The sequence below is a fragment of the Mycobacterium sp. Dal123C01 genome (genome assembly GCF_052566995.1).
Genome location: NZ_CP199580.1, coordinates 5,533,559 through 5,555,349, shown reverse-complemented (window position 1 = coordinate 5,555,349; position 21,791 = coordinate 5,533,559). Strand labels below are relative to the sequence as shown.

Annotated in this window: 24 protein-coding genes, 1 other RNA gene and 1 pseudogene; 20 read left to right on the top strand and 6 right to left on the bottom strand. The window is 63.7% G+C overall.

Annotation, left to right across the window (positions count from 1 at the left end; translation table 11 throughout):
• Positions 1 to 5 precede the first annotated feature (5 nt).
• On the top strand, positions 6 to 335 hold the full coding sequence (locus ACTXG5_RS25955; protein ID WP_445161509.1) for a hypothetical protein: 330 nt from the start codon (positions 6 to 8) through the stop codon (positions 333 to 335).
• Between the two features lie 53 nt (positions 336 to 388).
• Positions 389 to 592 (top strand): hypothetical protein, encoded by a 204-nt coding sequence (locus tag ACTXG5_RS25950; RefSeq protein WP_445161508.1) that lies wholly within the window; start codon positions 389 to 391, stop codon positions 590 to 592.
• Between the two features lie 48 nt (positions 593 to 640).
• On the opposite strand, the gene ACTXG5_RS25945 is transcribed toward ACTXG5_RS25950, so the two are convergent.
• Positions 641 to 2,008 carry an FAD-dependent oxidoreductase gene (locus tag ACTXG5_RS25945; RefSeq protein ID WP_445161507.1) on the bottom strand — a complete coding sequence of 456 codons (1,368 nt, stop codon included), beginning with the start codon at positions 2,006 to 2,008 and terminating at the stop codon, positions 641 to 643.
• Between the two features lie 185 nt (positions 2,009 to 2,193).
• Here ACTXG5_RS25945 and prfB point away from each other — a divergent pair, with 185 nt between their 5' ends.
• The 11 genes from prfB to ssrA all read left to right on the top strand — a co-directional run bounded on the left by prfB (position 2,194) and on the right by ssrA (position 11,392).
• Positions 2,194 to 3,306 carry a peptide chain release factor 2 gene (prfB, locus tag ACTXG5_RS25940; RefSeq protein WP_445161506.1) on the top strand — a complete coding sequence of 371 codons (1,113 nt, stop codon included), beginning with the start codon at positions 2,194 to 2,196 and terminating at the stop codon, positions 3,304 to 3,306.
• Positions 3,296 to 4,282 carry a mechanosensitive ion channel family protein gene (locus ACTXG5_RS25935; RefSeq protein ID WP_445161505.1) on the top strand — a complete coding sequence of 329 codons (987 nt, stop codon included), beginning with the start codon at positions 3,296 to 3,298 and terminating at the stop codon, positions 4,280 to 4,282. Before prfB ends, ACTXG5_RS25935 begins: the two co-directional genes overlap by 11 nt.
• Positions 4,279 to 4,749 (top strand): hypothetical protein, encoded by a 471-nt coding sequence (locus ACTXG5_RS25930; RefSeq protein WP_445161504.1) that lies wholly within the window; start codon positions 4,279 to 4,281, stop codon positions 4,747 to 4,749. The genes ACTXG5_RS25935 and ACTXG5_RS25930 overlap by 4 nt, the downstream gene beginning before the upstream one ends.
• 44 nt (positions 4,750 to 4,793) lie before the next feature.
• Entirely contained in the window at positions 4,794 to 5,483 is a 690-nt protein-coding gene (ftsE, locus tag ACTXG5_RS25925; protein ID WP_445164598.1) for a cell division ATP-binding protein FtsE, read from the top strand.
• The gene (gene ftsX / locus ACTXG5_RS25920) at positions 5,483 to 6,376 is read left to right on the top strand and encodes a permease-like cell division protein FtsX (RefSeq protein WP_445161503.1); all 894 of its coding nucleotides are present in this window, start codon (positions 5,483 to 5,485) and stop codon (positions 6,374 to 6,376) included. The genes ftsE and ftsX overlap by 1 nt, the downstream gene beginning before the upstream one ends.
• Before the next feature lie 2 nt (positions 6,377 to 6,378).
• The gene (gene smpB / locus ACTXG5_RS25915) at positions 6,379 to 6,888 is read left to right on the top strand and encodes an SsrA-binding protein SmpB (RefSeq protein WP_445161502.1); all 510 of its coding nucleotides are present in this window, start codon (positions 6,379 to 6,381) and stop codon (positions 6,886 to 6,888) included.
• A 53-nt stretch (positions 6,889 to 6,941) separates the two neighbouring features.
• Positions 6,942 to 7,730 (top strand): EamA family transporter, encoded by a 789-nt coding sequence (locus ACTXG5_RS25910; protein WP_445161501.1) that lies wholly within the window; start codon positions 6,942 to 6,944, stop codon positions 7,728 to 7,730.
• A gap of 53 nt (positions 7,731 to 7,783) precedes the next feature.
• On the top strand, positions 7,784 to 9,025 hold the full coding sequence (locus tag ACTXG5_RS25905) for an AAA family ATPase (protein WP_445161500.1): 1,242 nt from the start codon (positions 7,784 to 7,786) through the stop codon (positions 9,023 to 9,025).
• 6 nt (positions 9,026 to 9,031) lie between these two features.
• The gene (locus ACTXG5_RS25900) at positions 9,032 to 10,069 is read left to right on the top strand and encodes a tetratricopeptide repeat protein (RefSeq protein WP_445161499.1); all 1,038 of its coding nucleotides are present in this window, start codon (positions 9,032 to 9,034) and stop codon (positions 10,067 to 10,069) included.
• Positions 10,070 to 10,087: 18 nt separating this feature from the next.
• On the top strand, positions 10,088 to 10,933 hold the full coding sequence (locus ACTXG5_RS25895; protein WP_445161498.1) for a maleylpyruvate isomerase family mycothiol-dependent enzyme: 846 nt from the start codon (positions 10,088 to 10,090) through the stop codon (positions 10,931 to 10,933).
• Positions 10,934 to 11,023: 90 nt separating this feature from the next.
• Positions 11,024 to 11,392, top strand: a transfer-messenger RNA (tmRNA) gene (gene ssrA / locus ACTXG5_RS25890).
• A 119-nt stretch (positions 11,393 to 11,511) separates the two neighbouring features.
• On the opposite strand, the gene ACTXG5_RS25885 is transcribed toward ssrA, so the two are convergent.
• Both ACTXG5_RS25885 and ACTXG5_RS25880 read right to left on the bottom strand, forming a co-directional pair.
• Complete coding sequence (locus ACTXG5_RS25885; protein WP_445161497.1) at positions 11,512 to 12,258, bottom strand: SDR family oxidoreductase; 747 nt, start codon at positions 12,256 to 12,258, stop codon at positions 11,512 to 11,514.
• A 65-nt stretch (positions 12,259 to 12,323) separates the two neighbouring features.
• Positions 12,324 to 12,803: a winged helix-turn-helix transcriptional regulator gene (locus ACTXG5_RS25880; protein ID WP_445161496.1), complete on the bottom strand. Its 480-nt coding sequence runs from the start codon at positions 12,801 to 12,803 to the stop codon at positions 12,324 to 12,326.
• An 80-nt stretch (positions 12,804 to 12,883) separates the two neighbouring features.
• Between ACTXG5_RS25880 and ACTXG5_RS25875 the strand changes: the two genes are divergently transcribed.
• The gene (locus tag ACTXG5_RS25875; RefSeq protein WP_445161495.1) at positions 12,884 to 14,023 is read left to right on the top strand and encodes an acyl-CoA dehydrogenase family protein; all 1,140 of its coding nucleotides are present in this window, start codon (positions 12,884 to 12,886) and stop codon (positions 14,021 to 14,023) included.
• Complete coding sequence (locus ACTXG5_RS25870) at positions 14,020 to 14,994, top strand: LLM class F420-dependent oxidoreductase (protein ID WP_445161494.1); 975 nt, start codon at positions 14,020 to 14,022, stop codon at positions 14,992 to 14,994. The genes ACTXG5_RS25875 and ACTXG5_RS25870 overlap by 4 nt, the downstream gene beginning before the upstream one ends.
• Before the next feature lie 45 nt (positions 14,995 to 15,039).
• On the opposite strand, the gene ACTXG5_RS25865 is transcribed toward ACTXG5_RS25870, so the two are convergent.
• Positions 15,040 to 15,903, bottom strand: a complete 864-nt coding sequence (locus ACTXG5_RS25865; protein ID WP_445164597.1) for a cyclopropane mycolic acid synthase family methyltransferase — start codon at positions 15,901 to 15,903, stop codon at positions 15,040 to 15,042.
• Between the two features lie 601 nt (positions 15,904 to 16,504).
• Here ACTXG5_RS25865 and ACTXG5_RS25860 point away from each other — a divergent pair.
• Positions 16,505 to 16,693, top strand: coding sequence for a hypothetical protein (locus ACTXG5_RS25860; protein WP_445161493.1), 189 nt, complete (start codon positions 16,505 to 16,507; stop codon positions 16,691 to 16,693).
• An 80-nt stretch (positions 16,694 to 16,773) separates the two neighbouring features.
• Here the strand turns inward: ACTXG5_RS25860 and ACTXG5_RS25855 are convergent, their stop codons facing one another.
• Positions 16,774 to 16,977 carry a response regulator transcription factor gene (locus ACTXG5_RS25855; RefSeq protein WP_445161492.1) on the bottom strand — a complete coding sequence of 68 codons (204 nt, stop codon included), beginning with the start codon at positions 16,975 to 16,977 and terminating at the stop codon, positions 16,774 to 16,776.
• A 19-nt stretch (positions 16,978 to 16,996) separates the two neighbouring features.
• On the opposite strand from ACTXG5_RS25855, the pseudogene ACTXG5_RS25850 reads away from it, so the two are divergent.
• A pseudogene (locus ACTXG5_RS25850) lies at positions 16,997 to 17,302 on the top strand (cupin domain-containing protein); the annotation flags it as partial.
• A gap of 92 nt (positions 17,303 to 17,394) precedes the next feature.
• Here ACTXG5_RS25850 and ACTXG5_RS25845 read toward each other — a convergent pair.
• Positions 17,395 to 18,000 (bottom strand): TetR/AcrR family transcriptional regulator, encoded by a 606-nt coding sequence (locus ACTXG5_RS25845; protein ID WP_445161491.1) that lies wholly within the window; start codon positions 17,998 to 18,000, stop codon positions 17,395 to 17,397.
• Positions 18,001 to 18,202: 202 nt separating this feature from the next.
• On the opposite strand from ACTXG5_RS25845, the gene ACTXG5_RS25840 reads away from it, so the two are divergent.
• From ACTXG5_RS25840 to ACTXG5_RS25830, 3 genes are all read left to right on the top strand, one after another.
• Positions 18,203 to 19,285 carry an NAD(P)H-dependent amine dehydrogenase family protein gene (locus ACTXG5_RS25840; RefSeq protein ID WP_445161490.1) on the top strand — a complete coding sequence of 361 codons (1,083 nt, stop codon included), beginning with the start codon at positions 18,203 to 18,205 and terminating at the stop codon, positions 19,283 to 19,285.
• A 418-nt stretch (positions 19,286 to 19,703) separates the two neighbouring features.
• Positions 19,704 to 20,207, top strand: coding sequence for an N-acetylmuramoyl-L-alanine amidase (locus ACTXG5_RS25835; protein WP_445161489.1), 504 nt, complete (start codon positions 19,704 to 19,706; stop codon positions 20,205 to 20,207).
• Positions 20,208 to 20,320: 113 nt separating this feature from the next.
• Complete coding sequence (locus tag ACTXG5_RS25830; protein WP_445161488.1) at positions 20,321 to 20,797, top strand: CAP domain-containing protein; 477 nt, start codon at positions 20,321 to 20,323, stop codon at positions 20,795 to 20,797.
• Positions 20,798 to 21,791 lie beyond the last annotated feature (994 nt).

The window sequence follows — 21,791 nt, the reverse complement described above, 5'->3', positions numbered from 1 at the left end:
GCGTCGTGTGGGAATTCGGTCTGCTGCTCTTGCTCGTCGCGGTCGTCGGGGTATTTTTTGCCCAGCGGTTCGTCCCGCGTGGCCCACGCGGCGAACTCCTCAATGGCACGTTGCTGGTGACCGGGGTGAGCCCGCGAGCGGACGTCAGCGGCGAGCAATATGTCACCCTCGCCGGCGTCATCAACGGACCTACCGTGAATGAGCACGCCGTCTACTGGCGGATGGTGGTCGACGTTGACCAATGGCCGACCATGGGACAACTGCATCCGGTGATGTATTCCTCTAAAAATCCGGACAACTGGAAGTTCGCCCCGCCCGAACCGCCCGCCGGCTAGCTTCGGTCAGTCAATGGCCTTGCATTGTGGGTGCCAGGTGGCATTCTGAGGTCATGGCGGACAAGGACATCGAGCGGATCCGGGCGAAAAGCGCGCTCGAAGTGGTCAGGCAGCACCCCGTGCTCATGCTGTTCGCCGTGTCGCCCGCGCTCGCGGTGTTGGGTGTCATCTGGTGGCTTGCCGGCGCTGGCTGGGCGATCGCCGCCGCCATCGCCCTGCTGCTCGCCGGCGCAGGTTTCATCGTCTTTCGGCGCTGAGTCGAGCTCAGCCCCAACGCGATTGCGCCATCTCCGGCTGGTTGGCGTTCAGCCGTGGCCGATGCGCAGCAGCTCGATGACGTTCGGCAGCTTGACGCGGGGACGCCCGTGCGGCTCGCCGGCCGCACGCTCATGGGCATCGATGGTGTCCCAGTGGTCCGAGGTGATCAGCTTCGGCTGGCGCGAAGCCAGCCAGTCGGCCAATTTGTCGGCATGGTCTTCGCCGAAATCTGCCAGCGCGCCTTGTTCGGCGCCGGTCAGATCGCTGATCAAGGTGTCGACGGTCTCCTGGGAGTCCTTTTTATTAGTGCCGATCACACCGGTCGGCCCCCGCTTGATCCATCCGACGACGTATTCGTTGCGGCTGCCCGCGACCCGGCCGTCGGTGTTGGGGATGGTCGCGCTCTTGTCGTCGAATGGCAGCCCCGGGGTAGGTATGCCGCGATAACCGACCGAGCGCACCACCAGCTGAGCCGGAAGCTCCTCGCGTTCCCCGGTGTCTTTGGCCGATACCCGCCCGCCCTCGTCGGCGACTAATTCGTTGCGGCCCAGCACAATTCCCTCGACCTTGTCGTCGCCCTTGATCTCGATCGGGGATGTCAGGAACCGGAACACCATGCGCCGGTGTCCTGGGCGCGGGTCGCGGTTGGCGTAGTCACGCAACGCCTTGATGTTCTGCTTGGTGGTTTTGCCGGCGGCCTCGGCATCCTCGTCGCTGACGTCCTCCAGCTGGGCGGGATCGACGATGACGTCGACCCCTTCGAGGTCGGCGAGCTCGCGCAACTCCAGCGTGGTGAACGCGGTCTGCAGGGGCCCGCGTCGCCCGACGATCACCACTTCTTCCACGCCGCAGGGGCGCAGCGATTCCAGCGCATGATCGGCGATATCGGTAGATGCCAGCGTGTCGGGGTGGGTGACCAGAATGCGGGCGACGTCGAGTGCGACATTGCCGTTGCCGATGACCACCGCCCGGGCGCCCGACAGATCGGGCGAGATCTGCTCGAAGTTCGGGTGCGCGTTGTACCAGCCCACGAAATCGACGGCGGCGACACTGCCGGGCAGATCCTCGCCGGGAATGTTGAGGGAACGATCGGCCTGTGCCCCGACCGCGTAGATCACGGCGTCGTAGTGTTCGGCGAGCTCGGCGGCCTCGATATGTTCGCCGACCACCACGTTGCCGAAGAAGCGGAAGCGGGGATCGCCGCCGGTTTTCTCGAACTGCTTGCTGATCGACTTGATCTTGGGGTGATCGGGCGCGACGCCGGAACGCACCAGCCCCCACGGCGTCGGCAACATCTCGAGCATGTCGACGGCGACGTCGATCTCGTCGGAGCTATCGGCGGCCTTCAGCAAAGACGCTGCGGCGAAGAATCCCGACGGTCCGGAGCCGACGATGGCGACATGGAATGGACGCATACCCAAGCCTTCTGTTCATGCCCGGCTGCGACGCAAGGGGCTGAGAACGGGCTGGGCGTCGCAGTCGCGGGCGCACATGATGGTGATTTCGATGCTAGACGCTGAACCCCAGCAGATGGTCAAAGTGCCGCGGGTCGCGACCTGAGCATTCGCCGCCAACCAGGGCGCCGGTAACGTGGGCGGCTGTGGAACCCGACCGTCAAGCCGATATCGCCGCCCTCGACTCCGCCCTGACCACGGTGGAGCGAGTGCTCGATGTGGACGGTCTACGCAGCCGCATCGAGAAGCTCGAGCATGAGGCGTCCGATCCAAAACTGTGGGACGACCAGACCAATGCGCAGCGCGTGACCAGTCAGTTGTCCCATGCCCAGGGGGAGCTGCGCCGCATCGAGGAGCTGCGGCAGCGGCTCGATGACCTGCCGGTGCTCTACGAGCTCTCGGCCGAGGAGGACGAAGGCGCGGCTGACGCACTGGTCGAGGCTGACGCCGAGCTCAAGGCTTTGCGCACCGACATCGAAGCTGCCGAGGTGCGCACCCTGCTGTCGGGCGAGTACGACGAGCGCGAGGCGTTGGTCAACATCCGCTCCGGCGCCGGCGGGGTGGACGCTGCCGACTGGGCCGAGATGCTGATGCGGATGTATATCCGCTGGGCCGAGCAACACAAGTACGGTGTCGAGGTGTTCGACACCTCCTACGCGGAGGAAGCCGGGATCAAAAGCGCGACGTTCGCCGTGCATGCGCCGTATGCGTACGGCACGTTGTCCGTCGAGCAGGGCACCCACCGACTGGTCCGGATCAGCCCGTTCGACAACCAGAGTCGACGGCAGACATCGTTCGCCGAAGTCGAGGTGCTGCCGGTGGTGGAGACCACTGATCACATCGACATTCCCGAAGGCGATGTGCGGGTTGACGTGTACCGATCGAGCGGACCCGGCGGCCAGTCGGTGAACACCACCGACTCCGCGGTTCGGCTTACCCACATCCCAACGGGTATCGTCGTGACTTGCCAGAACGAGAAGTCGCAACTGCAGAACAAGGTTTCGGCAATGCGAGTACTCCAGGCAAAGTTGTTGGAGCGTAAGCGTTTAGAAGAGCGCGCTGAGATGGACGCCTTAAAAGGTGAGGGCGGCAGCTCCTGGGGTAACCAGATGCGCTCCTACGTACTTCAGCCGTATCAGATGGTCAAGGATCTGCGTACCGACTATGAGGTCGGCAATCCGGCGGCCGTTCTGGACGGGGACATCGACGGGTTTCTGGAAGCAGGGATCCGGTGGCGCAATCGAAAAGATGACGACTAACACAACAATTCTTGCAACTTCGGCAACGCAGCGCTGGCACGACTTTTGGCGCGGCGAAATCGGTGGATGGATCCTCGATCGGGGTCTGCACATCATCATGCTGTTCATCGCCGCGATCCTGGCGGTCCGCTTCGTTACCTGGGTGGCTCAGCAGATCACCCGGCAGCTCGATGTCGGCTTTGCCGAAAGCGACGCCTTGGTGCGCTCGGAGGCGACCAAGCACCGCCAGGCGGTGGCGTCGGTGATCCAGTGGGTGTCGATCGTGATCATCGCGATCTGGGTCGTCGTTCAGATCGGCGACGTGCTGAAGTTTTCCGTGGGCGGGTTCATCGCGCCTGCCACGGTGCTCGGTGCCGCGCTGGGTTTCGGCGCTCAGCAGCTGGTCAAGGATCTGCTGTCGGGCTTTTTCATCATTGTCGAGAAGCAGTACGGGTTTGGCGACTTGGTCTCGCTGACTGTTTCGGGGATCGCCGCCGAGGCGCGCGGCACGGTGGAAAACGTGACGTTGCGGGTGACCCGGCTGCGCTCGTCGGATGGTGAGTTATTCACCATCCCCAATGGTCAGATCGTCAAAACGATCAACCTCTCCAAGGACTGGGCGCGCGCGGTGATCGACATCCCCGTCTCGACCAGCGCCGACCTCAACCGGGTCAACGAGGTCTTGCACGAGGTGTGCGACCACGCCATGGACAACCCATTGCTGGGCGAGTTGCTGCTGGACGCGCCCACCCTGATGGGCTTGGAAAGCATCGAAGTCGACACCGTCACGCTGCGCATGGTGGCCCGCACCCTGCCCGGCAAGCAGTTCGAGGCGGGCCGGCAGTTGCGTGTGCTGGTCGTTCGGGCACTGGGCCGCGCCGGCATCGTCACCACGGCCGACGCGACAGTGAGCGTGGTTGAGGACGACCCAGGCGTCACCGCCGCCCAGGCCGCCGAGGCAGCCCGCGAGATCGCGCACGAGTCGGTGAAACGGTGAAGCTGACCCTCAACCTCCTGGAGAAGCGCGCCGACGACGAGGAACGCCGGTGGCCGCAGTATGTGTTCGGTGGCCGGATGCGCACTTCGACGGTGGCGTTGATCCTCGCCTTCCTTGCGGTCTGGTGGGTCTATGACGTCAATCGCCCAGAGCCGGCTCCCAAGCCGCCCGCTCCGCAGATAGTGCCGCCGGGTTTCGTACCTGACCCGAACTACACCTGGGTGCCGCGCACGAGGGTCGAGATGCCAGCACCGACCAGCACGTTCGTCCCGACTCCGACCAGCACGGTGCCGCCCACCCCGCCGCCGCCCCCGCCGCCAACGACCACCTCACCGCCGCCGTTCCAGCTGCCGTGCCTGCTGCCGCCGCCCTTCTGTCCGCCCAGCGCGAGCCCGACTCCGGCACCCACGCAGCAACCGGTGCCGGGGCCGGGTCCGTCGCCCACATCGCGGCCACCGGCGAGTTGATCTTCGCGGGCCAGCGAAATTCACCGCTACACTGGCGTGCCGTGATGATCACCCTTGACCGTGTCAGCAAGAAGTACAAAGCGTCGGCCCGTCCGGCGTTGGACGACGTCAACGTCAAAATCGACAAGGGCGAATTCGTCTTCCTGATCGGCCCCTCGGGTTCGGGCAAATCAACGTTCATGCGGTTACTGCTGGCTGCGGAGTCACCGACAACCGGTGACGTGCGGGTCTCGAAGTTCCACGTCAACAAGCTGCCCGGCCGGCATGTGCCGAAGCTGCGCCAGGTGATCGGCTGCGTTTTCCAGGACTTTCGTCTGCTACAACAAAAGACGGTGTATGAAAACGTCGCCTTCGCGCTGGAAGTCATCGGTAAACGCGGCGACCAAATCAACCGGGTGGTGCCCGACGTGCTCGAGACGGTCGGCCTGTCCGGCAAAGCCAGTCGGCTGCCCCACGAGCTATCCGGTGGGGAGCAGCAGCGGGTGGCGATTGCCCGCGCGTTCGTCAACCGGCCGTTGGTCCTGCTGGCCGACGAGCCCACCGGCAACCTCGACCCCGACACCAGCAACGACATCATGGATCTGTTGGAGCGGATCAACCGCACCGGGACGACGGTGCTGATGGCGACGCACGACCACCACATCGTCGACTCGATGCGCCAGCGCGTCGTGGAGCTGTCTCTGGGCAGGCTGGTTCGCGACGAGCAGCGCGGCGTCTACGGGATGGATCGCTAGTGCGCTTCGGATTCCTACTCAACGAGGTCCTGACCGGGCTTCGCCGCAATGTCACGATGACGGTCGCGATGATCCTGACGACCGCGATTTCGGTCGGCCTGTTCGGCGGCGGTCTGCTGGTGGTCCGGTTGGCCGAGCACTCCCGGGCCATCTACCTCGACCGCGTCGAGACGCAAGTCTTCTTGACCGAAGACGTCTCGGCGAACGATCCGGCCTGCGGCACCAATCCCTGCAAGGCGCTGCGGACAAAGATCGAGGGCCGCGATGACGTCAAGTCGGTTCGGTTTCTCAATCGCCAGGACGCCTACGACGACGCCATCCGAAAGTTCCCGCAGTACAAGGACGTTGCCGGCAAGGATTCCTTCCCCGCGTCGTTCATCGTCAAGTTGAACAACCCTGAGCAACACAAGGAGTTCGACTTGGCGATGCAGGGTCAGCCCGGGGTGCTCTCCGTGCTCAATCAAAAGGACCTGATCGACCGGCTGTTCGCGGTGCTGGACGGCTTGAGCAATGTCGCATTCGCCGTCGCTTTGGTGCAGGCCGTCGGCGCGATCCTGTTGATTGCCAATATGGTTCAGGTCGCGGCGTATACGCGGCGCACGGAAATCGGGATCATGCGATTGGTGGGGGCTAGTCGCTGGTACACCCAGCTGCCCTTCCTGGTGGAGGCGATGCTCGCCGCCGGCCTCGGTGTGGGGATTGCGATTGCCGGCTTGATCGTGGTGCGGGCATTGTTCCTGGACAACGCGTTAAACCAGTTCTACCAAGCCAATTTGATCGCCCGGATCGACTACGCCGACATCCTTTACATCTCACCGATCCTGATCTTGCTCGGCGTGTCGATGGCTGGGTTGACGGCATACGCGACGTTGCGCCTATACGTACGGCGTTAGCTGTGGCCGAAAAGTCCGGTGGGGGCAAGGCGAGTGGCGCCAAGCGTGACAGCAAAAAGATTGTGGCCACCAATCGCAAAGCCAGGCACAACTACTCGATCTTAGAGTTATTCGAGGCAGGCGTGGCTTTAGTCGGCACCGAGGTGAAGAGCCTGCGGCTAGGACAAGCCTCGCTGGCTGACGCGTTCGCAACCGTCGACGACGGCGAAGTGTGGTTGCGCAACTTGCACATTCCCGAGTACGAACACGGTAGCTGGACGAATCATGATCCTCGTCGCAATCGGAAGCTGTTGTTACACAGGCAACAAATCGACGGACTCATTGGAAAAATCCGCGATGGTAACCTGACTTTGGTGCCACTGTCGCTGTATTTTTCCGAGGGCAAGGTCAAGGTGGAACTCGCGCTAGCGCGAGGCAAGCAAGCACACGACAAACGCCAGGACATGGCCCGCCGCGACGCCCAGCGCGAAGTACTGCGTGAACTGGGTCGCCGAGCAAAGGGTATGAACTGATCGGAGCCGCTTACGCGCAGCTGTCCGCCGTCTCGTACGGGGTCAGCGATTTTATGGGCGGCGTAGCAGCTCGCCGGACAGCCGCACTGCGGGTGATGTTGGCCGCGTACCCGGTCGAAGCGGTGGTGCTGGGCCTGCTGGCTCTTACTGTGGGTGGGCCTATTCATTCCGGTGCCATCCTCTGGGGCTGCCTGTACGGCGTCGGTCAGGCGTTCGGCATGTGGGCGTTCTACGCCGCACTCGGCTCGGGTCCCATCTCGGTTGTCGCGCCGTTAGCGGGCGTGCTCAATGCCGCCGTACCCGTGGCGGTCGGTATCGCGCTGGGGGAACGACCGGGCCACGCCGCTTCGGCGGGCGTCGTGCTCGCGATCATCGCGGTGATGTTGGTCAGCCGTGAGGCCACCGTCGAGGGCGTGAGCCGATTCCGCTTCACCCCCAAAGTGGCCGGGCTCACGATTTTGGCCGGGTGTGCCTTCGGTCTCGACTTGGTGTTCCTGCATCAATCGCCACACGACTCCAAGCTCTGGCCGCTGATGTTTGCGCGGCTGTCGGCCACCGTGGTGATCACCATCCTGGCCGCCTCGAGACGTACCCTGCGGCTGCCGCGGGGGCAGTCGATGAAGCTGGCGCTGGGGATTGCGCTGCTGGACATCTGCGCCCTGGTGACTCAGCTGATAGCGCTGCAGTCCTGGATGCTGTCGTTGGCCAGCATCATGATTTCGCTGTATCCCGCGGCCACCGTGGTGCTAGCGATGATGGTGTTGCGCGAGCGGGTCTCTCGCTGGCAGGGGATCGGCATGGTGATGGCCATGGGATCCGTGGCGATGATCGCCGCCAACTAACTTCTTTGGCGCGACCTACTATGGTCCCGGCGGGACTATGTCGGGAGAAAACGTTGGGTGAGGACCCGGTTATTCGGGAGTTGTCCGCTGCCGTTGGACGCAGCCCCGATGTTCTCGAGTTGCGGTTGCATCTGGCCGGCTTGCTGGCCGACCGGGGGCGCTACGCGGAGGCGCTGGGCCACTGCAGCGCGGCGCTGAGTCAAGATGCCGGCAACGCCAACGCGCTGAGCCTCGTGCAGCGCTGCAGCACTGCGCTCGCCGCGCCTGCTCAGGCGGCAGCCGAGGGGGTACCGGCCGCGGGGCGAGCTGCCGGCGATGACCACTTCGATTGGTCCAGCGCCGAACGGCAAGTCGCCGACATCGTCGAGCCGGCATTCGTCGAGGCGTCCGCCGATGTCGTCCACGAAGGCGACTTCGACGTCGTGGCGCGCAGCTCCGTACGCCTCGACGATGTATCGGGTATGGCCGATGTCAAACGGCAGATCGAACTTTCGCTGCTCGGCCCGATCCGAAATCCCGAGCTGATGAAGGCATATAAGGTCTCGGCACGCGGTGGTCTCTTGCTGTACGGGCCGCCCGGTTGCGGCAAAACCTATATCGCCAAGGCCATTTCGGGTGAACTGGGCGCGAATTTCTACCAGGTGGGAATCGCCGACGTTCTGCACCATTGGTTCGGGGAGAGCGAACGCAGCATCCGTTCGGTTTTCGACAGTGCGCGCCGCAATGCTCCCTGCGTGCTGTTCTTCGACGAACTCGATGCATTGGGGCACCGGCGGTCCGCGTTGAGTGGCAGCTCCGGGATGCGCCCCGTCGTCAATACCTTGCTGGAAGAGATGGACTCGGCGACGTCGACGAACGACGGGGTCTATGTGCTCGGCGCCACGAATGCGCCCTGGGATGTCGACCCGGCGCTGCGCCGGCCCGGACGGTTTGACCGGATGGTTTTTGTGGGATTGCCCGATGCCGACGCCAGGGCAGGAATTCTTCGCTCAAACCTGAAAGACCGGCCGGTGGCGGGCATAGACCTCAAGTCGATCGCGAAGCGTACCGACGGTTTTTCCGGTGCCGACCTTGAGCATGTGTGCGACAGCGCAACGCAATTGGCAATGGCCGAGTCGATGCGCAGCGGTCAGGTTCGCCCGGTGACGATGGCCGATATTGACGAGGCCACGGCACAGATCCGCCCTAGCACGGGGCCGTGGTTCGAGGTCGCGCGCAACATCGTCGAATTCGCCAACAACGACGGAACCTACGACGATCTGGCAAAATATCTGCGGCGCAGGAAAATTCGGTAAGCGGCGATGACATCGGAGCCCGGTGTCGATCAAGCCGACCAGGCCATCCGCATTGCCGAGGCGTACTTCGAGACCGAGAACTACGAACGCGCGCGCGAGGTTCTGCGTCGTTCGTTGTCCCAACATCCGAGTGACCCCGGGTTATTAGCTCAACACGCGCGCGCCGAATATCTACTCGAAAACTATGACGGCGCTGCGCAAAGCGCCTACGCCGCGTTGTCCGCCGCGCCGCAGCATGAGTTGGCCATGCGGATATATGCGTTGTCGCTCGATGGAATCGGTCGCTACGGGGATGCCCTGTGGATGGCGTGGCAGGGGGTGCAAACTCATCCGAATGAGCCTCTGCAGCACCGGGTTTACGCTCGACTGCTACAAAAGTCGCGCCAACTGCATTCGGCGCTGCTGGTGGTCGACGAGGCGTTACGGCTTGACCCCCCGAGTCCCGACGGGCTGGTCTTGCGGGGTTCGATCCTGCATGATCTGGGCCGGATCGAAGAATCGACGGCATCGTATCGGCAAGCGTTGGCGTTGGACGCCAACCATGCCGCGGCGTTGAACAATATGGCTGTCAATCGGCTTCAGCGAGGCAAGTTCGGCCACGCCTTGCGTGGGTTTCTCGGCGCCGCGGGTAGTGACCCGGCGCTAGGTGATCTTGTGCGCAGGAATATCGGCGCTGTGCTGGCGAAGATGCTGAGACGAATGACGGTCGTTGCCACCGTTTTGGCGGTGTTGATCCAGGTCGTCGGTTTTGCCCACGGCGACGGGCATCCCACGGTGACGCTGCGGTTGGTTACCGGGTTGGTCACCGCGGCGCTGGTTTTCATTCTTGGTCGACTGCTGCACGCCGTACCCCGTTCGGTGCTGGTGTCCGTCTTGCGGGATCGGGGCTTCGTCGTTGCCCGTCTCGTCCATGCGCTACTGGTGATGGGCCTCGGAGCGTGGGTTACCGCGTTCGACGGAATGGCATGGACGGTTGCGGCGGCGGGAATTTTGACAATCGGCGGTCTGATTCTGGCGCGAGTGGGTCTAACGCTGGGCCGGTAATCGGCCTAGCATCCGACCATGGCTACGCGTTCTGTCACCACACTGGACAAAGCGGATGTGCTGAACGGTTTGTTCGCGGTGTGGGACTCCATCGATGCACTGCTGGCCGGCCTGCCCGAGGCCGAGTGGCAGGCGGCGACACCGCTGCCCGGTTGGTGCGTGCAGGCCGTGGTCTCGCACATCATCGGCACCGAGTCGTTCGTTGACGGCATCCCCGCACCCGAACCGGACATCGACGTCAAGGCGCTCGATCATGTGCGCAACGACGTCGGAGCGATGAACGAGTGCTGGGTGCGCCACCTCGGTGCGCAATCCGGCGAGAGTGTCCTGCAGCGATACCGCGCGGTGACCGAAGGTCGCCGCAAGGTCCTGCAAGCGATGTCCGAGGAAGACTGGAACGCTGAGACCCTGACACCGGCAGGCCCCGACAGTTATGGACGGTTCATGCGGATTCGGGTCTTCGACTGCTGGATGCACGAGCAAGACATCCGGACGGCGATTGGGCGGCCATCGTCGGATGCCGAGCTTGAGGGATCCGCGTCACGACTGTCCCTCGACGAGATCGCGGCCACCCTGGGCTTCGTCGTCGGCAAACTCGCCAAGGCCCCCGACGGTTCGCGCATCGAGTTCGACCTGACCGGTCCGCTGGCGCGCAGCATCCGCGTCAACGTCGATGGTCGCGCTCAGGTGGTGGCGGACTTCGGCGGCCAGGAGCCGACGGCCACCGTCCGGGTGGACGCGCTGCAGTTCACCAGGCTCGCCGGCGGACGCCCGACGTGCCCCGCCCGCCCGCAGGATGTCGAATTCGGCGGTGACCAGGCCGTGGCCGCGCGGATCGTGGAGCGGCTGAACTTCGTGATCTGACCGCAAGCTGGTCGGGGAAGATAATTACGTTGCCGCTGGTTGGTAGGGCCGTACAATGGAGTGTCCTGCCGAAATTCGGCAGGGATGCGAGGGGCTGAACGGTTTCGACTTCGCGCATCGAATCAAGGGAAGCGTGCCGGTGCAGGCAAGAGACCACCGTAAGCGTCGTTGCAACCAATTAAGCGCCGATTCTCATCAGCGCGACTACGCACTCGCTGCCTAAGCGACTGCGTGTCTGTCAGACCGGGAGCGCCCTCGGCCCGGACCCTGGCATCAGCTAGAGGGACCCACCCACGGGTTCGGTCGCGGGACCCGTGGGGACATCAAACAGCGACTGGGATCGTCATCCTGGCGAGTTCGTGTGACCAGGAGATCCGAGTAGAGACATAGCGAACTGCGCACGGAGAAGCCTTGAGGGAATGCCGTAGGACCCGGGTTCGATTCCCGGCAGCTCCACAGGAAAGGGCCGCAGAGATGCGGCCCTTTTTCTTTGGATCATCTACTGTCACGAGTTTCGGCCTATAGCGGTGGCCCAACAGCTGGCCGTCGACGCGATTGTGTGGCCGTTGGGGCATTCCTCATAGCTGCCTTTCGCCGCCGTCGACGAACAGCTCGGTTCCGGTCATGAAGCTGCTTTCATCGGAGGCAAGGAATAGCACCGCGGCGGCGATTTCCTCGGGCCGCCCTACCCGGCCCATCGGCACGTGCGACGCCTCCGCATCTAGCAGCGCCTGTTCCTGGCCGCTCGGCGCCAAGCCCTTCAGTCCCGGCGTCTCAACTGGACCCGGTACGACGGTGTTGACTCGGATGCCCTTGTCGACCAACTCAGCCGCCCACGTCCGACCCAGCGAACGGATGGCCGCCTTCGACGCCGCGTACACGCCCATTGCGGGCGTTCCCCCGGATGCGGAGGTCGAGCCAGTCAACACGATCGACGCTCCCGGTTTCAGCAGCGGTAACACCTTCTGAATCGTGAACAGGATTCCACCGACGTTGATCTGGAATGTGGTGGCGAACTGTTCGACGGTCACGTCAGACAGCGTCGCCAATTCGCCGCCGCCGGCATTGGCGAATACAACATCCAGGCCGCGTCCACGTGCCCGAATGGCATCGGCAACGTTGTCGAGGTCGTCGAGATTCGACACATCGGCGCGGATGCCGGTTGCGCCCGCTCCGATCGACGCCACGGCGTCGTCGAGAGTCTTCTGATTTCGCCCGGTGATGAAGACCTGTGCGCCTTCGGCGGCGAATCGCTGTGCGGTGGCGAGGCCGATCCCGGAGTTGCCGCCGGTGACCAGTGCCGTCTTGCCGGAAAACCTATCCATACTGATCTCCTTTGTTCAATTCACCAGTGATGTCGGGCCCTGCGTTCTAGATCCCGAACCACAGGTCAAGAGCGCGATGCCGGCGTGGTGCGAAAGCCCGGCCCGGCTTCGGGTGTCACATTTCGCGCGGTGATCTCTTCGCCGCAGTGAGCGCAGACCAGGCGCGGATCGGCGAACTCGCCGCAGGTGTTGTGGCGCAACACAATCGGCGGGCCGTCTGGGTGCGGCAAGTGCTCGTCTCCCCACTGCATGAGGACGACGATCGCTCCGAAGAGATCGCGGCCGGCGTCGGTGAGCCGGTACTCGTGGCGCTCGGGATCCCGGGAATACAGCACCCGGTCAAGCAGGCCCACATTGACAAGCATCCGCAGCCGCGAGGAAAGCGTGGGCCGCGGAATGCTGAGGTTTCGTGCGAGTTGACCGAAGCGCTGCACTCCGAAGAACGCCTCGCGCAGGATAAGTAGCGTCCAGCGCTCGCCGACAAGCTCAAGTGCGCGGCCGACGGACTCCGCTTCAAAGCGGTGGGACAGATCGGGAGCCGTCATGGTTCACCCACTGTACCCGGTTCAATTTCTGAACCATAGCTGGTAACTTAATTGAACCACCACCATTACCGGGAGCTCCGATGAATCAACCGGACCGCAGCGAAATCGAGATAGAGAGCCTCGCCGAGAAGATCGCGTTTTCGGCACGGGAGATGTCGGCGGAGATCGACCGCGACCGCCGACTTCCAGACGAGCTGGTCGCCCTTCTGCGTGAGGCCGGGCTACTGCGCGCCGGGATGCCGCGGGAGGTTCAGGCACCGGAGCTGGCGCCCGGGCTGGCGTTGCGGTGCGCAGAAGCGGTGGCGCGCGGCAACGCATCGGCGGGGTGGTGCGTGTCGATCGCGATTACCAGCAGCCTGCTGGTCGGTTACCTGCCGGAGTCCAGCCGCGAGGAGATGTTCGGCGGCGGGCGCGGTGTAGCGGCGGGGGTGTGGGCGCCGCGCGGCACGGCGAAGTCAGTCGATGGCGGTGTCGTGGTGTCCGGGCGCTGGCCATTCTGCAGCGGAATTAACCACGCGGACATGCTGTTCGCTGGCTGTTTCATCGACGGCCGGCGGGTGCCTTCCGTCGTTGCGTTGCCCAAAGACGACCTGCAGGTCCTCGACACCTGGCACACGCTCGGCTTGCGCGGCACTGGCAGCCACGACACCGTTGCCGACGAGGTCTTCGTGCCCGCCGATCGCGTGCTCTCAATCTTTGACGGACCGGTCGTGGACCGGCCGCTGTATCGCTTTCCGGTGTTCGGGTTCTTCGCGTTGTCGATCGGCGCGGCCGCGTTGGGCAATGCGCGCGCCGCGATCGACGACCTCGTCGAGGTGGCCGGCGGCAAGAAAGGGCTGGGGTCGACGCGCACCTTGGCCGAACGTCCGGTGACCCAGGCGGCGGTGGCAACGGCCGAGGCTTCGCTAGCCGCGGCTCGCGCGCTGTACTACGAGGCGATCGACGCGGCCTGGCGGGCCAGCCACGAAGGGAGCCCAGTGCCGCTGGCCATGCGCAACCGGCTACGCCTGGCGGCCACCCACGCGGTACGGACCTCGGCCGATGTCGTGCGCAGCATGTATGACCTAGCGGGAGGCAGCGCCATCTACGACGGTGCACCTTTGCAGCTTCGGTTCCGCGACGCATTCACAGCCACCGCCCACTTCCAGGTCAACGAGGCATCACGCGAGCTGCCCGGCCGCATCCTGCTCGACCTGCCCGCTGATGCGTCGATGCTGTGACCGATCTCGAAGTCGCCCTACCGTTTTGGCTTGACCGGCCCGACGACGAGGCAATGGATGTCGCGCTGGCCGCGTCCGACGCCGGCTTCGATGCGGTGTGGATCGGCGAAATGGCCACCTACGACGCGTTCTCGCTCGCGACGGCGATCGGGCTCCGCGCGCCAGGAATGACCTTGAAGATCGGACCCCTGGCCGTCGGCGTCCGCACCCCGGTCGGACTGGCACTGGGTGCAAGTTCGGTCGCCTCGCTCACGGGCAGCCGGGTTGATATCGCATTGGGAGCCTCCAGCCCGGCGATCGTGATCGGCTGGCATGACCGGCCGTGGGAGCACCACGTGTCGGTCATGCGCGAAACCATCGAGTGCCTGCGGCCGTTATTGGCCGGCGCACGTAGCGAGTACGCCGGCCGACACGTGAGCAGTCGCGGTTTCCGACTGCGCAGCGCGCAGCCCGATACTCGAATTGCGTTGGGAGCGTTCGGCCCTGAGATGATTCGGGTGGCCGCGCAGCATGCCGACGAGTTGGTGCTCAACCTTGCTTCGCCCGCCCGTGTCGCGGAGGTGCGTGTGGCAATCGACGCCGCGGCCGCGGCGAGCGGCGGCAACCCGCCGCGGCTGACGGTGTGGGTGCCGGTCGCGCTGGACCCCGGTGCTGGGGCGCACGGCCAACTTGCCGCGCAGTTGGCCGTGTATCTCGGCCCGCCCGGCTACGGCGAAATGTTCAGCGCGCTGGGTTTCGACGACCTCGTCGATAAGGCCCGTGCCGGCACGGCTCGCCGCGAACTGGCAGCCGCCATCCCCGTCGGGCTGCTCGACCAGGTCTGTGCGTTGGGCTCCGCCGATCGAGTCGAGGCACAGCTGCGCGCCTATCACGAGGCCGGCGCCGATTGCGTCGCGGTCGTGCCCTCCACGGCCGAAGACCCGGGCGGCCGGGCGGCCCTGCGCGCGGCGATGACCGCAGGTCAGCACTAACCAGGAGATACGAAACGGACGGCAATGCCTATGTTCAGGTTCCGGTTACTTCTCGAGCGTGTACTGGGCGATATCGATGTAGCCCTCGTGGAACGCCTTCGCGCATCCACTCAGATATCTGTCATACCGGTTGTAGACCACTTCACCCTGTAGCTCGATGGCCTCGTCCTTACGTTCCCGCAGTGCCGCCGACCACATATCCAGCGTCTTCGAATAGTGCGACTGCAGCTGCTGGATGCGGGTGCAGGTGTAGCCGGCCTTAGCGGCATGGTCTGGCACCATATCGACTGTTGGGAGCCGACAGCCCGGGAAAATCTCATCGACCATGAACTTGACGAAGCGAGCCAGCTCGAAGGTCAGCGGCAAGCCCCTTGCGATCATCTCTTTGGCAGTCAAGATCGTGATGGTGTGCAGCAGCATCACTCCGTCAGCCGGCATCGACTTATAGGTGATGTCGAAGAAGTCGTCGTAGCGGTTGAAATCGAAGTGCTCGAACGCGCCGATCGACACGATCCGGTCAACCTTGCCGTCCCATTCTTCCCAGCCACGCAACTGCACTGACTTCGAGCGCTTGCTCGGGTTCTTGTCCAGAAGCGCCTGAACATGGGCGAGCTGGTTCTTACTCAGCGTGAGACCGATGACATTGACGTCGTACTTGTCCAGGGCTCGGTTAATACAGGCGCCCCAGCCGCAGCCGATATCGAGCAGCGTCATCCCAGGCTCAAGACCCAGCTTGCCCAGTGACAGGTCAATCTTCGCGAGCTGCGCCTCTTCCAGGGTCATGTCGTCCCGCTCGAAGTACGCACAGCTGTAACTCTGCGTCGGGTCCTGGAAAAGCCGGAAGAATTCGTCAGACAGGTCGTAGTGCGCCTGCGCCATCTCAAACTTGGGAACTAGTTTCGTAGAGATTAGGTCACCACCTTCGCTCGAACCCCCAAGTTACGACGTGACATGACTTTCTTCAAGCGCTCGGCTGCTTCCAGCCATCGATTCGTTTGCGTACCAGTCAATTTCGTGATGTGGCCCACAGTTGGGTTGTTATCGACGGCTCGTTTCGTCAGGTCGATGTCAGACTTCCACTTCGCGCCGGGCCCTTATCGCCGCCGGGTGGCCGCTGTTGTCGGGGTGGCGAGTCATGCTCGTTACCTACGGTTTCGCTTCCCGGCGGCTCAACAGAGGAGTAGCTGGTCAGAGCCACAAGCTCTGGCCAGTTTTCTTTTTCGTCGGCTGTGGCTGACTATCTCCAGCAGAGTTCAATCCTGACAGGGGCTCTGGATAAAGGAGTGCTCATGATCTATCGCCTTGCTATCGGGGTGCTCGCTGCTTTGGCGGTAGCGACCATCGTCCCTGCCCACGGCCATGCCGATCCGCCGACGAAGTGTTTGACCAATACCCCTAAAGGCAAGCAGGTCTATGTGCCCTGCGATCTACTCAACGCCGGCGCTAACTTCCCGCCAGGGCAGCGTTGTCCTCTACCGCTCGAGCAGTACCCGAAAGATGTGGCGGACTGGTGTGGCGAAGGCCCTGGCCTTGCGACTCCCGCGCCCGCGAGCCCGACAAGTCCTACGAGTCCTACAACCCCGACGAGTCCAACCAGCCCGACGAGTCCGACGAAGCCGACGACTCCTACAACCTCGACGAGTCCTACAACCCCGACGAGTCCGACAACCCCGACGAGTCCAGCGAGCCCGAGCAGTAGATCGTGAGCGAGCGGGGCTGAACGGGAACGAGAAGGGCCGCAGAGATGCGGCCCTTTTTCGTGGGGCCGGGGCGGGTGAATTACAACAGGCCGAGTTCTCGCGCACGGTTGACCGCCGCGCTGCGGTGCTCAACGCGGAGCTTGCGGTACACGGCGCGCTGGTGGGTCTTCACGGTATTGAGCGAGACATATAGCCGCTCACCGATCTCACGTCGCGATAGCCGGGTGGCGAGCAGACGAAGAACCTCGTGCTCCTTGGGGGTCAGCTCCTCCTCACCGACCACGCACGCCTCATGGCGCGAAGTCAACCATCCACCGGGCGCCCCTGGTTACCCGCCACATCGCCTTCCCGGCGGTCCGGGATTCGGTTACATGATTGACGGCGAGATGTTGTTCGAGCTCGAGGGTGAAGCGCCACGCGTGCTCCGCGCTGGAGACGCGTTCTGGGGACCCGGCGGCGACGTGATCCACTATCAGGATGCCAACAACCGCACTGACATCCCTTGCAGTTTCGTCCTCACAATGTTCTGTGTGCCCGGGCAACCGATGCTCGAACGGGTTACCGCTGAGGAGCTCGAGGAGCGAAAGAGACTGCGCGTCACCAGTTGACTGGCTCGAGCACAGGGGCCGGAGTCCAAAATGACTGGTAGAGCAGCGGTTTCGATTCCCTGCCGCTCCATAGGAAAGGGCCGCAGAGACTTTCACCGACGTTCGATGCCATTAATCAGCGTTTCGTAAAAGTGTTGGGCGATCGCGGCGGCGGTCAGCCCCTGCCCGGGTCGGAACCAGTGGTGGGTGGAGTTGCACATGCCCAGGATCGCGAGCGCGGTGAGGTTCGGTTGGGTAATCGTGAACTGTCCGTCGGCGACGCCGCGGTCGAGCACGTCGACGAGTAGTCGGCGGTAGCGGTCGCCCTGGTCGGTGATCTTGGCGCGGGCGCTCTCGGGCAATTCGCGGTAGTAGTCGAAGACCATGCGCATGTCTCCGGGATGCGTCTCCAGCAGCGAAATCAGATCCGTCATCATTGCCAGGAGCAGTTCACGGGGGCCGAGTTCGCCGTTGCCAACACGCTGTTGGTGAGCGTAAATGATCGGCTCGAAGGACTCCTGCTGCATCTGAGCCAGGAGGTCGTCTTTGCTGGCGAAGTAGTAGTACAGCGAGGCCTTGCGAATCCCGACTTGTTTGGCAATGGCCTCCATCGAGGTCTCGTCGTAGCTTCCCGCGCCGAACATCTCGGCGGCGACCTTCATGATTTGCGCCCGACGAGACGCTGCCGCCAGCCGGACTCGCCCCTGCGGATCCGCCATATTGGGTCTCCGTTCGTTGCTGCCCGAAGCGCTCACTCTAAATGAGGTCGAGCAAACCACTCGTTGCCGGTTTGTCGACGGTGTTGACGGCGCACCGCCGCGGTTTACTCTATTACCTACCGACGGTAGGTAGATACGTCGGCGAGAGTTATCAAGGCGAGTACTGGCCGCGTGGATTGCGGTCACCCCAAGAAGGAGTGACATGACCGACGGGAAGCTCGGCAACGAGCCGCGTCTTGCGAAGACATACCGCGTGGTTCAGTGGTCGGCGGGCCGGATGGGGAAGAAGTCCGTTCGCGCCGTGGTCGACCATCCTGATCTTGAGCTGGTGGGTCTCTATGTCTACAGCGAGGACAAGGAGGGCGTGGATGCCGGGACGCTGGCGGGGATCGAGCCAGTGGGCATCGCCGCCACCCGCGACATCGAGGACGTGGTGGCGCTTGCACCCGACTGCGTGCTCTACATGCAAGAGGGCTTCGACCTCGACGACCTGACGCGACTCCTGGGGGCCGGGATCAACGTCGTCACGACCCGCAACGAGTTCTTCTATGGCGCCGCGATGGACCCCGAGATCCGGTCGCGTATCGAGCGGGCCTGCCAGCAGGGGAGCGCGTCGATCCATGCAACCGGCAGCAGCCCCGGTTACAGCACCACGACGATGCCGTTGACCCTCATCAACCCCATGCGACGGCTCGACGAGATCACCATCGACGAGTACGCGGACATCCCGGCATCGGTCGGGCCGGCGATGATCAAGCGGATGGGCTTCGGCATTCCGGTTGATAGCACCGTGATCGACCCCGCATTGCTCGCGCCAGCTGTCATTGGGTACCGGCAGTCGATCGCCGCGTTGGCCGACGCGATCCGGCTCCCGCTCGACGGCTTCGAGATCCGCGGCGACATTGCCCGTGCGACAGAGGCTTACACGCTCGAGGACGGATTCGTCATCGAGGCGGGGACGATGGCCGGGCAGCGGCTCACGGTCGCGGGCATGCGCAATGGCAAGGCGTTCATCTCTTTTCGAGCGCATTGGTTCTGTACCCAGAAGCTCGACCCGGATTGGGACATCGGCGGCGAGGGATGGCTGTTCACCACCAAGGGAGACGCCCCGATGCAAGTCCGCGTGACCTATGGGCGGACCGACGAGGGCTACTCCCAGCATCTCGCCGGGTACACCGCGCATCCCGCGGTGAACGCGATTCCCTACGTCGTAGAGGCTCAGCCCGGGATCGTCACGATCTTCGACCTGCCCCCAGTGGTCGCTCGCTTCGATCCCCATCGATGAACGACGACCGAAAATGTTGAGGTCCCCGCCAATGCATCAGGGAGACATGGTCGGGAAGTGGGGGTCGCGATCCACGGCTGTGTTGTTGTCTTTCGCTGTAGCGACCCCAGCGGCCACAGCGCTTCGTATGGTGTTCATCGTGGACGCAGTCACGCCTGGCCGTCGCGACGTTGGCCGTGAGCCCGTCAGCCGTCGCCGGCTGCTCCAGCTGGCCGGCGGCGCAGGGGCCGCGGCGATCGTGAGCGGATGCGGGCACGCGCACCCTGTGACTGAGCCCGCGACTCCTACGAGACAGCCACCTTCGCCGACGACTGCGTCCGCCGTACCGCTTAGCGCAGCTTCAGCCGTCATGTTGTGTCGAGATGCCTGGGGCGCTCGTCCCGCCCGAGCCGGCGGCAGGCCGCACACCATCACCCGCATGACCCTGCACCACGAGGCCGTCGTCCTCGGCGACAACCGCAACGCCCCGGGCCGGTTCCGTCAGGACCAGCGCTACCACCAAGACCAAAAGGGATGGGTCGATATCGCCTATCACGTGGGCATCGACCGCGACGGCAACATCTACGAGCTGCGCACGCCACATATCGCGGGCGACACCGCGACGGACTACGACACGACAGGGCACTTCCTGGTCCTCTGCGAAGGAGACTTCGACAAAGAAGTCGTCCCCGAAGCCCAACTTCACGGAGCCGCTCTCGCCTTCGCCTGGGCCACACAAAACTTTCACATCGCCACCGACACCCTGGCTGGGCACCGCGACCTAGCCTCAACCTCATGCCCGGGCGCAAACCTGTACGCCCATCTTTCTTCGGGAGACTTCAAGCGCCGCATCGACGATCTGCGGGCCGCTGGACCCGTAAACCTTCAACGCATCTGTGGGACCGATGCGGCGGCAACTGTTGCCGCAATCGAGGCTGGCTAGTCGGTGTACGCATACGTTTAGCGAACGGATTCGCGATCTCGGTCTTTCATAGTCACAAACCGGTAACGCTTGTCGGCCTAAGGCCGATAAAGCAATATGTGGCAACAGGCAGCATGACGATGAAAGTCAAGATTATCGCCGTGTTCTCGATCGGCGCCTTGGTCATAACGACTCCCGGGACCGCTACTGATTTCCCTGCGCGCGCGGACGACCCAGGGGCCGCGGTGTACAGCGGCGTCAACCGGGTTCGCCAGGCATGCGGGCTGATAGGCGACGACCCGCGGTTGACAGAAGCCGCCCAGCGGCACGCCAACGACATGCTGACGAACGGTCTGAACGGCCATATCGGCTCGGACGGCTCGTCACCGCAGGTACGTATCACGGATACGGGCTACCGGAGCCGCTACAGCGGTGAGGTCGTCTTCTGGGGCACTGGATCCGCTGCGAATCCGAGGGAAGCGCTCGACATGTGGATGCAAAGCCCTCCACATCGAGCGATCATCGTTAACTGCGCATACACCGCAGCCGGCTTCGCCACCGCCTCGGACGGCAACAAGATGACCGTCGTCGGCGACTTCGCCGCTCCTTAACCAAGCCGAGCAAGTGCTGATGGGGCTGGGGATGTCACCAGCGCGGGGACTCGAATAACGATCTTCCACTTGCGATTACGGGACTGCACACAACCGTGCGCAGTCCCGAATCGCCAGGAGCGTCCGCTTAACGACGGCCGCCGCGGCCGTCGTCATGACCAGGGCCGCCGTGGCCGTCGTCGTGATTCCAACCCCCAGGACCCCCACGGCCGCGGCCATCGTCGTGATTCCAGCCGCGATTGCCGTTCTGCCAGCCGGGACCACCGTCGTGACAATGGAATCCGTCCGGGTTGCCACCCCAAATCGGGTCCCAGAACTCGCCGGGACACCATTGCGGGAACGGCCCAGGTTGGGCCTGGGCCACAGTAGCCGCGCCTAGACCGAACAGCCCTAAGCCTGAAGAAATGATGAATGCCGATACTGCAACGCGTGCAATGTTTTTCACGACCCATGCGTACCACCGGGGCTCCTCAGTCAAACCATGTCAGGAATCTTGATATCGGTTCGCAACGCCAGGGTGATCGCGGTTCGGTGGCTACTTCGCTTGCTATCGGCCAACACTGAAATCTGCCGGTGGACGGTTAAGGGTGCAGGTCGACGGTCGGCAGCCTGGCAGTGGGACCAGAGCGGCGTCGAGTTGTGCGCGTTGCGAGCCGAGTTGAGCAGCTACCGACGGTGAACTTGGCACTAGGCGGGTCGCGCACGCTTTCGATGCGCGGACACTTCCACCCGGCAAACGCCTGCGTTACGTTGTTATGTTTGCGAAATCTCAAGAGCGGATTTGGTTTTGGCGCCGTCGGGGCAGACCCCCGACGTCATGTCGTCATATCTGATCCAGCGCAATCTCACATGTTGCTGCGGCGCGTGCAGGCAGGTAACAGACCCTGACGGTTGGGACCGAAGCACTTGCAGGTCGAGTGTGAGGTCGATCACCTGCTGTATCGGCCAGGGTCTTCGCCTGGTTTCTTGAACTGCAGTCGTCTTCTTCAATCCG